We start from the raw sequence: 8,907 nt of genomic DNA on the forward strand, positions 1-8,907 counted from the left end.
CCGTTTTTGGCATCGTTTTCGGATAAAGCTAAGGTTCGATTAGATTTAATTCCAAGAATAAGAATAGTCTTCCTTTCCTTTTTTTTAGTGCCGGAGCTAAATTGGCACAAGGCGACGACACATTGCATAGAAATGTGGTTAATCAACCTCATCTTTTCCCTGTACAATGAGGTTAGCCAGATTACGCATCTCATTAAGTAATAAAGGCGCTTGCTCTTATGACTTATAACCACGAATACTACATTGCCACTAAGTCTGATTATCAAAATAATCAGACTTAGTGTGATTGTATAGCGTTACCTTCACTGGTATTTAATTAAGAAAAGTACGTCATTCGGAGCTCAATCCTCCGTCTCTAGCTTTTCAGGATGGCGGCAATCACTAAGCTGATTTATAATTGGAAACCAGCAATGTAATTCAAGAATTAACTTTGGAACTTACTTCTAATGTCAAATAAGAAAAATTGTATCGGAATTAATGTTGAAACCCTTGTGTTAGTTGCTGTTTGGGAAACTGCTTTTATTTTTCAAGGATGTTTTAAAATTACTGAACTACAAGGTAACGATACTGTATTGTTTTTCTTTAGATGCCGGACTAGTCATGCGCAACAATCAGATATTCTTCAAAATGATTTTCATCTGAACAATATGAATTTACCCACTTATATAATGAAAAAGGTCTGATTCCGTTAAGTAACCTAGATCGGGCGCAAGAAGACGCCCTATATTTATTAAAATATGCTCTACATGTAATCTTGAGAGAGATGCTATCTAGTAGAAAAATGCATTTTACTTCGATAGATGATATTGCAATGCAATCACTGATTGATAAAGTAAGACCTATTTTGAATAGAGAATTAACTTTACCTGAAGAGGAGCATATTGGATTTGCCGTTGCAATGGATTTTCGTCCAGAAGAAGAAATAGCGTTATTAGCAGCATTGGCTTTGCTCGGGAACTTAAAAAATACAGACACTAAAAAAATACAAACTCATTAGAAATTATTATCTATATCTTAGACGCTCAAGCCATGAAGCTACATTTTCTGAAGAATTTGAAGTCAATATAGGGAACAATCTATGTGAAGTTCGTTAAGTGCCTCTGGAAGATTTAAGCCAGATAAGGGATAGAATGGTGTCTGATCTTTCAAATGCATCAATCGCACACGTATCCTGACTCCTCCCTTATTCTAACAATTTATTGAATACTTCTTGGCATCCATAGAAGGATGCCATACATGATGTTGCCAAAGCTAGATGGTACCTATCAGTTGAGGCTGATGAGAAGTTTCTAGCTCCGTAAGAGCACCCACTTCTTGATTAAAAAAACTCGCCCAAGACTGCGAGTGAGCACTTTGACTACTTATATGCACCGGATCCGCCCCTGCATTCACCAATACATGCATTATTTCTCTTATGCATTCAGGATCTAATAAATCAATTTCGAGGATTTTAGCAGCCGATGTTAAAGCGGTCTCCCCTTCACTATTAATCAGTGTTACATCAATCCCAGCAGCAATTAAATCTGCAACGATGTAACCGTTGCAGAGGTTCACCGCCTCTATTAATGCATTGTTACCACTATTATTAATATGGTTTAACGAGGCTCCATGCTGCAGCAAAATCTTTGCGCATTCTCTTTGATTGCTACGTACAGCTTCAGTGAAGGCAGTGTTTCCATTTTGTCCCACCTTGTTTACCTCAGCATTGTTTTTAATCAACATTTTTAATGTCTTTGTAAAACCGAGTTTTGCTACTTCTATTAGCACTGTATTAGCATTTTCACCTGCTGTATTTACATCAGCACCTTCACTAAGTAGCTCTTTAGTGACAGGATAATGATCATATAGACAGTAAACAGAAGCTGTTAATGCCGTTTCTTTACCATTGACCGTTTGCTCCAAATCAGCACCTGCATTAAGGAGCATTCTCACAACGTCTACAAAACCATTTTGCGCAGCCAATGCTAAAGTCGTTTCTTTTGCGTGATTAATACATCCTATATCTATACCAGATGCAATTAACGTTGGAACTGCGTCGATAAATCCCTCACTTATCGCTAGCATTAATGCATTATTTCCAAGTCCATCTACCACATTAATGTTACACTCATTTTGAATACAAGCTCTCACTTGATCTATATCGCCGCTACGCACTGCATCAATTATATTATCCAATTCAGTTCCTCTATAACTCATAATTTAGGAATCCCAACATAAAAGTATATCCCTATATAAAAGTCATTAATTATACAATAAGATCACTTGGAACTCAATCAAAAGGCGACATTTCACAAATCAAGTCCGCTTAGCCAATAGGAAGAAAATGGGCGCCCTATCACACGCTTCATTTCATTTGCATTGATACCACCTCGTTGTTATTCATTGTCACGAGTAACTCTTCGATTTCTTTTAGACATTTATTAACGTGTTGTGCGGCCTTCACGTTTTTATCCGCCTCAAATGCATTATATGCATTAAGAAAATGCGTTTTCGATTCAAGCAAATACTTTATGTCACCAGTCTCACTAAAATGTTGTTTCAGAATTAATCCTAGTAACCCTTCATAACGGCCTTTGGACAATTCGGCATTTTTTCCGTGCGTTTTTACCCTGCTAAAAAAAACAAATTTATTGAGTTCTTCATTGTGACCATCAAAAATGTGAGTCTGGATTTTATCTTGCAAATAATTCAAAGCAGAAAAAGTTAATTGCAAGAGTTCCAGAAGTTCTCTTTGTTGCGTGTGCTCGCTGAATTTTTGATTGTTGGCTTCCTTCTGTCGTCCAATACTGACAAATTTTGCATATCCATTTTTCATAATAAATTCATTTCTGCTTTGCTTCTGTAACTCCATTATTGTATCGATCATCTCCAGTAAAAGGTTTGCTTTTTAAGTAATTGTTGCTGCAGCTTTTTTTGTCGAGCAGTTGCTTTTGCTCGTTCTTCACAAATTAATTCCTTAGCATTCACATTGGCTATTTTTATTTGTGTTTCCTTCGCTTGTTCTACTTCATCTTTTAACGCCTCAATCTTCCCTTCTGACTTTGAAATATTTTCTACTTCTGCTACCAGGCTTTTTGCAAACTTATGTTGGCACTGTTCTGCAAAAGCCTCAATGATATGTACGCTAGAGGTCAAAAATTCCTTTTCTTTTCTTATATCATCAATCGCAGCACATACTATCGATTTCTCTTCATCATTGATATGATCTGCAGAAGGCTCTTGAGAGTCAATATAATGAAGCAATGCTTTTGTTGATTCGGCACAAAGGCTAATCGACATGTGGAAATATGCCCGCCACTTATTAATGATATTTTCATATTTATCATGCAATTCAATATGGGGATGAAGCGCATCAAAATCAATTTTTTTGATTAATTCAATCGATGGTTTAATATAAGTCTCTTTGAAGGTTTGCCATACATTAAAATAACGTTCCAACCTAATATTCGTTAAATTATCTGCAACCATAAAGGCTTCTTGATTGTATCTAGGAACAATTTTCCAGACAGTATGAGGGTGTGTCATTTCGTCAATATTCAACATGAAAAAATGTACCATCAAGTAGTGAAGTTGCTCTTCTATTGTAACATTTTTCGAATCCAGAGAGTGTTTTATAGTTCTTGCAGAAAGGAAAAACTCCCTATTATTGGATGATTTTTTACAATTTCAGTAGAGCTTTTCAGTATATTAAGAATTTCATTTTGCAATTTATTTGCTTCAGCAACAACAGTCTTCTTGGCTATTGCATCCTTTGTGTTTGTTGCATCTCTTTTAATATTGATTAAGGAGATAAAGTGTTTCTGGTAGGTTTCATTTAGTAATTTTAATTCGTTTATCAACTGAGGATTTAGCGGATCTGGAGTGTGTACGACATTATATTTTTTTTTGTTTTTTTGACCCTTCATGCAGCATCTCTATGTCATGTGCCGTTCAAATAAAGGTGGCTTTATCCACCTTTATTTGGAGTTGGGCTAAACATATGTTCTTCAATTTCGCTTCGTGATTTATCGGCATACCCTTCTCCACGAGTCTGCCAGAATTTAGGTGATCGTCCCGTAGCCGAAGAAATAATAGCAAGAGCAATAAGCCCAGGCAGAACACCTGTTAATACAATGCCGATTACTGCTACAGTGTTAGCAACGTATCGTTGCCATTTAGGATCCTTGTGTTGCTTAAACAGTTCATTTGCATCATTAAGCTTCGTATAAAAACTTGTGACTTTTTCACTGGGTTTCTCAATATTTTTATCATTAAGATGTTTGTATAATTCGCTTATTTTCTCAAATTTTTCCTTCAGTAGCTGGCTAGGCCATTGAGTAATACTATTTACGGCATTGATGATATTAGGGATATTTTCTTTATTAACGTATAGCTCAGGCTCTACCGTTTGTTTTATCTCGGTAGCCAGATGAATTAGATATTCTTGGGTTAACGGTACTAATTTAGTTTTAACCAATATCTGACACTGTAGTTCCGTGTCATCATCTAATAGTGCTTTGAGTCGAGCATTCTCATCCAATATTTTTTTATCATGTGACTGGAGGACATTAGCCTGTTCTACATGATCTCCAATTTGATGGCCAGCATGGGAAAGTTGACTTTCAAGAGTCAAAACCTGTTCATTCAGATTTTTATTTTGCTCTGTAAGTTGTGATATTTCCGCCTCTTTTTCTTTTAGTTTAATTTTATTATCAGCAATGACCTCTTCCTGATGTTTACTGTCTTCTCGTAATTCAGTTACCAATTTATCCTGACTTTCTTTTCGTAATGTTATAGCACTGAAAGCAACATTAAGTTCAGATACTTTCTTGCCCAATCGAACATTTTCTGCTGACAGACTGCTTATATTGGAACTGAGTACCTCATTTTCTCTTTTTGTTGCCTGAACATTATAAAGCGATTGATTTACTTGAGAATGCAACTCAATAATCAGAGTCTCATTTTTCGCATTTTCTTTACTTAATTCAGATAGTTGAGATTCAAGAACACGTATTTGCCCCTCTATTTCTGCCTTAATTGAATGGCCCTCTACCCCATCCTTTTTTAAATTGGCAATTTGTAATTCCAGCTCTTTTATAGTGGCTTGAAGAGCGTCTGAATGAGATTGATTTGTTTCCAATAATGAGAGCAATGGATTTTTTGCTCCTAGTCCAACAGCAAGGCCCTGGATTTGGTTGTATAATGCTTCATTGTCTTTAAATAAAGGTTCTATATCTTTTTGTAGATCCATTTGTTTAGCCACGATATATTGTGCTGCCAAACGAATCAGATGATCGCGTTGTTCTTCCAGCTCGATTTCCCATCCTTTATAATCCAAAGAACTATTCAAGGCATGAAAATCTGGCAAGCTTAATTTGAATTGCTCTAAATTATTATGAGACTGAATAATCTCACCGATTAAATTGTCCAAATCATAATTATAACTATCATCTAATGCTTCATTTATAACTAAACTTACCAGTTCAAGTGAGTCTTTGGTTAAACCAGATAGCTCTGTCTCATTTAAATTAGTATAAAAGTCAGCATAAGAGTTCAACTCATTATTGATAAATGCTCTTAACGATTCCAAGCTGGGCTGAGATTGGACTAAGGCCTCAGCAGCATTAAGTGTGTTTTGTAATTTAATATCTAATTGATATTTAGTAGCATTATGTCCATCAGATTTATTATTTAAATTAGCTGAAATTTCCTGAATTTTATTTTGGAACACTCTAAAAAACTCATTACCCTGTAATTTAATAGAAAGCTCATTATATTCAGCTTTAAGAGATGTACGTTTAGTATTTAAAGCGACTTCAAGATTGCTATTTAAAGTATCGAAAATAGTCTGAGCTATTTCGTTATCTGGTTCTTGGGCAAGTGCTTTAAACTCAGTAAAAGCTCGTTGTACCGCGTAATAAAGCTTTTCCCGCTCCGAGAGATCTGTAAATTGGCCTTGTAAATATGGTCTTTTCACTTCTTCAATTAACATGCCAAGCCCATCTAATAAAAGTGCAAACCCTTCTTTAGTGTCTATGGCGGTTACTAATTTATCCCCAATAACTGAATTAGTTAAATCAGAAATGGCTATTTTCTTTTCTTTCAAGTCAGATAATGCTTTTTTATGCCTGCACAGATTTTCAAGGCGCTCTATGGCTTGATTGATCGTTTCGCTTAATGCGATCCCATCTTTCAATCCTAATTCATTATTAAGATGAATACGTGCATGTTCATAATTTAAAAAATGACCTCCAGGTACGGGAGGAACCACTGACTCTAAATACGTGTCATTATGCGCCTGATAATGGACTATCCGTTGATCAACAACGTTCCATATTTTTTTTAATAATGCCTGTTCTTGCCCTAATGTAGGATAGGACGTTGTGTTGAAATGACGATAGGCTTCACGATTTTCTATAATCTGATTATATAATTCAAAGGACAATGCTTGAGCTTGCTTTTTAAAATCAGGAGAATATTTATCGCCATCAAATAGTTTAGAAATGATGTCTTTAAAAGGATCGTCAATCTGCTGACTCGGTGTAAGGGCAACTCCATTTTTTTTCAAAAACTCGATTATTTTTACAATAACTAATTCTTGTACGTGTTTCGTAGTACCGTTAGGAACTGGATTTCGCTGCTGATCAAGGAGATTTCCAGAGCCAGTGCCATGATGACCAGGCAAACTGTGAAGTTTCATCTGAGTTTCTGGTGAGGCACATTTGGGAATTATAGATTTGAAACAGCGTGTTCGCTCATTTTCATAAGTGTATTGTTCATATTCTGTAACTATTTTTGGTACGGTATAAAATCTCGGATCTCTCCATGCAAGAGTAGATACATGAGTTATACCCATATAATTCCCACCAGGTACGGGATCTATATTTAAAAGAGATAGTTTTACCTTGGAAATATGCTCAGCAACTTTGCTCAAATCCAGATCTGAAAATTTTGATGCATGCTCCCCGTTCATGGCTGCTTTTGTATACTTACATACACTATTGCCTAGTTTTGTTGGGTCATATGGAGGATTAGCCAAGAGCGTTTGTATTCGTTCTATTTCATGGGCAACAAGTATTGCTTCTACTGCCCCGCGACTGTGAGCAATAATATTAATATTTTCTTCGCCTCGGCTTATTGCTTCGAGTATTGCCTCTACTCCTCGTGCAATTCTATCTCCTACTTCCACTCCTAAGGTCGTTGGGCCATCGACAACAGCAACATGAGTATTTCTGAACTCAGTAACCGAGTCAGAAGGCCGCTGATCTCCTTGTATCATTGTAGATAGGTAGCTTAATGTTTCAGCTTTATCATAGGCATCATCAAGATGACCGGGTGTGTAAGTAGTATCTGTCCCTAATAGCGTTAAAGTGAAAGACATCTTAATTCCTGTTTTTCAGTTATTTCTATTAGTATATTCTACGATTATTAAGAGTGTGTTAAATAAGTGATCATTTGGGGTAAATATAAACAAATTTTAGTTAACTATTTGTTCGTAAAAGAGAAAAAATAGTTAACTAAATGATAAAAATAGAACAGTTTAGAGCTTAATTTACTAAAATTGGTGCATTAGCCAAATGTTCTTCCGCTGCGGCTGAAAATTCTTCTCCTTCAGTCCTGCTAAAAAATAATGGAGATGATTTTCCAGCATAACTTGAATAGGCAAGCAAAGCGATTATCCCAGGGATAATACCTGTACATACAATACCAATTGCGACCATACATCCTTTAAAAAATTGCATCCATTCAGAGTCTCGATGTTGTCTAAGTTGCTTATTGTCCTTATTCAATTGTTGAGTGAATAATATGATTCGTTCACTAGGTAATGGAGTTGTTTTCTTATCTTCTAGCAGGTTCAACAAATTTTTAGTGATAGTATATTTCACATCTATCTTAAAATATTGCTCTGCATCAGAATCATTACCGACAAAATCTGGCAGGCTATTATAGGACTGCTTCTTGCTTATTATTGGATTAATTGACCTTGCAGCTTCAATCAAATGATTCAAATAAGATTGAGTTAACGGTATTAACGAGGTTTCAATCAATCGTGCACATTTGAGCTCATTTGGCGATACCAGTTTTTGAATCAACTCTTCTTGATTAATAAAGCGATCATTTAACTCGTCATATTGCCCTCTGGAACTATCCCTTCTTCTGGGTTTCTTGTTCTGTATCAGGCTTAGTGCGGTTAAAAATTCTTTTTTGGTCTGCTCTAGCTCTTTGGCCATGCGTTCTAATGCTAATTTATCATCCTCTTTTTGTTGGGACAATTTATGCAGTTCCTGTTTTAATCCTTGAATTTCAGTACTGTTTTCCTGCTTGCCCTCAAGCAACTGACGAGTTAACTCTTCCAGAGCCAATTTGCTCTCAGCCAATTGTGTGGTTAATCGCTCTTGTTCCTGTTTCAAGGCTTGGGTTTCATTGACGTTTTCCTGCTTGGCCTCAGCCAACTGACGGGTTAACTCTTGCAGAGCTAATTTACTTTCAGCCAGTTGTGAGGTTAATCGCTCCTGTTCCTTTTTCAAGGCTTGGGTTTCATTGCCGTTTTCCTGCTTGGCCTCAGCCAACTGACGGGTTAACTCTTGCAGAGCTAATTTACTTTCAGCCAGTTGTGAGGTTAATCGCTCCTGTTCCTTTTTCAAGGCTTGGGTTTCATTGCCGTTTTCCTGTTTGGCCTCAGCCAACTGACGGGTTAACTCTTCCAGGGCTAATTTACTTTCAGCCAGTTGTGAGGTTAATCGCTCCTGTTCCTGTTTCAAGGCTTGGGTTTCAGTACCGTTTTCCTGCTTGGCCTCAGCCAACTGACGGATTAACTCTTGCAGAGCTAATTTACTTTCAGCCAGTTGTGAGGTTAATCGCTCCTGTTCCTTTTTCAAGGCTTGGGTTTCATTGCCGTTTTCCTGCTTGGCCTCAGCCAACTGACGG

At 36.6% G+C, this 8,907-nt stretch carries 6 protein-coding genes and 1 pseudogene; 1 reads left to right on the forward strand and 6 read right to left on the reverse strand.

What is annotated here, in order from left to right:
- Positions 1-811: 811 nt before the first annotated feature.
- On the forward strand, positions 812-997 hold the full coding sequence (locus Q0495_RS00755) for a hypothetical protein (RefSeq protein WP_298622057.1): 186 nt from the start codon (positions 812-814) through the stop codon (positions 995-997).
- A gap of 254 nt (positions 998-1,251) precedes the next feature.
- Here the strand turns inward: Q0495_RS00755 and Q0495_RS00760 are convergent, their stop codons facing one another.
- The 6 genes and pseudogenes from Q0495_RS00760 to Q0495_RS00785 all read right to left on the reverse strand — a co-directional run.
- Positions 1,252-2,196, reverse strand: a complete 945-nt coding sequence (locus Q0495_RS00760) for an ankyrin repeat domain-containing protein (protein ID WP_298622059.1) — start codon at positions 2,194-2,196, stop codon at positions 1,252-1,254.
- Between the two features lie 148 nt (positions 2,197-2,344).
- The gene (locus tag Q0495_RS00765; protein WP_298622061.1) at positions 2,345-2,815 is read right to left on the reverse strand and encodes a hypothetical protein; all 471 of its coding nucleotides are present in this window, start codon (positions 2,813-2,815) and stop codon (positions 2,345-2,347) included.
- 47 nt (positions 2,816-2,862) lie between these two features.
- Entirely contained in the window at positions 2,863-3,543 is a 681-nt protein-coding gene (locus tag Q0495_RS00770; RefSeq protein WP_298622063.1) for a hypothetical protein, read from the reverse strand.
- A 68-nt stretch (positions 3,544-3,611) separates the two neighbouring features.
- Positions 3,612-3,905, reverse strand: coding sequence for a hypothetical protein (locus Q0495_RS00775; protein ID WP_298622065.1), 294 nt, complete (start codon positions 3,903-3,905; stop codon positions 3,612-3,614).
- Between the two features lie 41 nt (positions 3,906-3,946).
- On the reverse strand, positions 3,947-7,360 hold the full coding sequence (locus tag Q0495_RS00780) for a hypothetical protein (RefSeq protein ID WP_298622066.1): 3,414 nt from the start codon (positions 7,358-7,360) through the stop codon (positions 3,947-3,949).
- A 166-nt stretch (positions 7,361-7,526) separates the two neighbouring features.
- Positions 7,527-8,907, reverse strand: a pseudogene (locus tag Q0495_RS00785) (hypothetical protein); the annotation flags it as partial.

Origin of the sequence: uncultured Legionella sp. (assembly GCF_937871865.1) — a bacterium.
Lineage (GTDB): Bacteria > Pseudomonadota > Gammaproteobacteria > Legionellales > Legionellaceae > Legionella.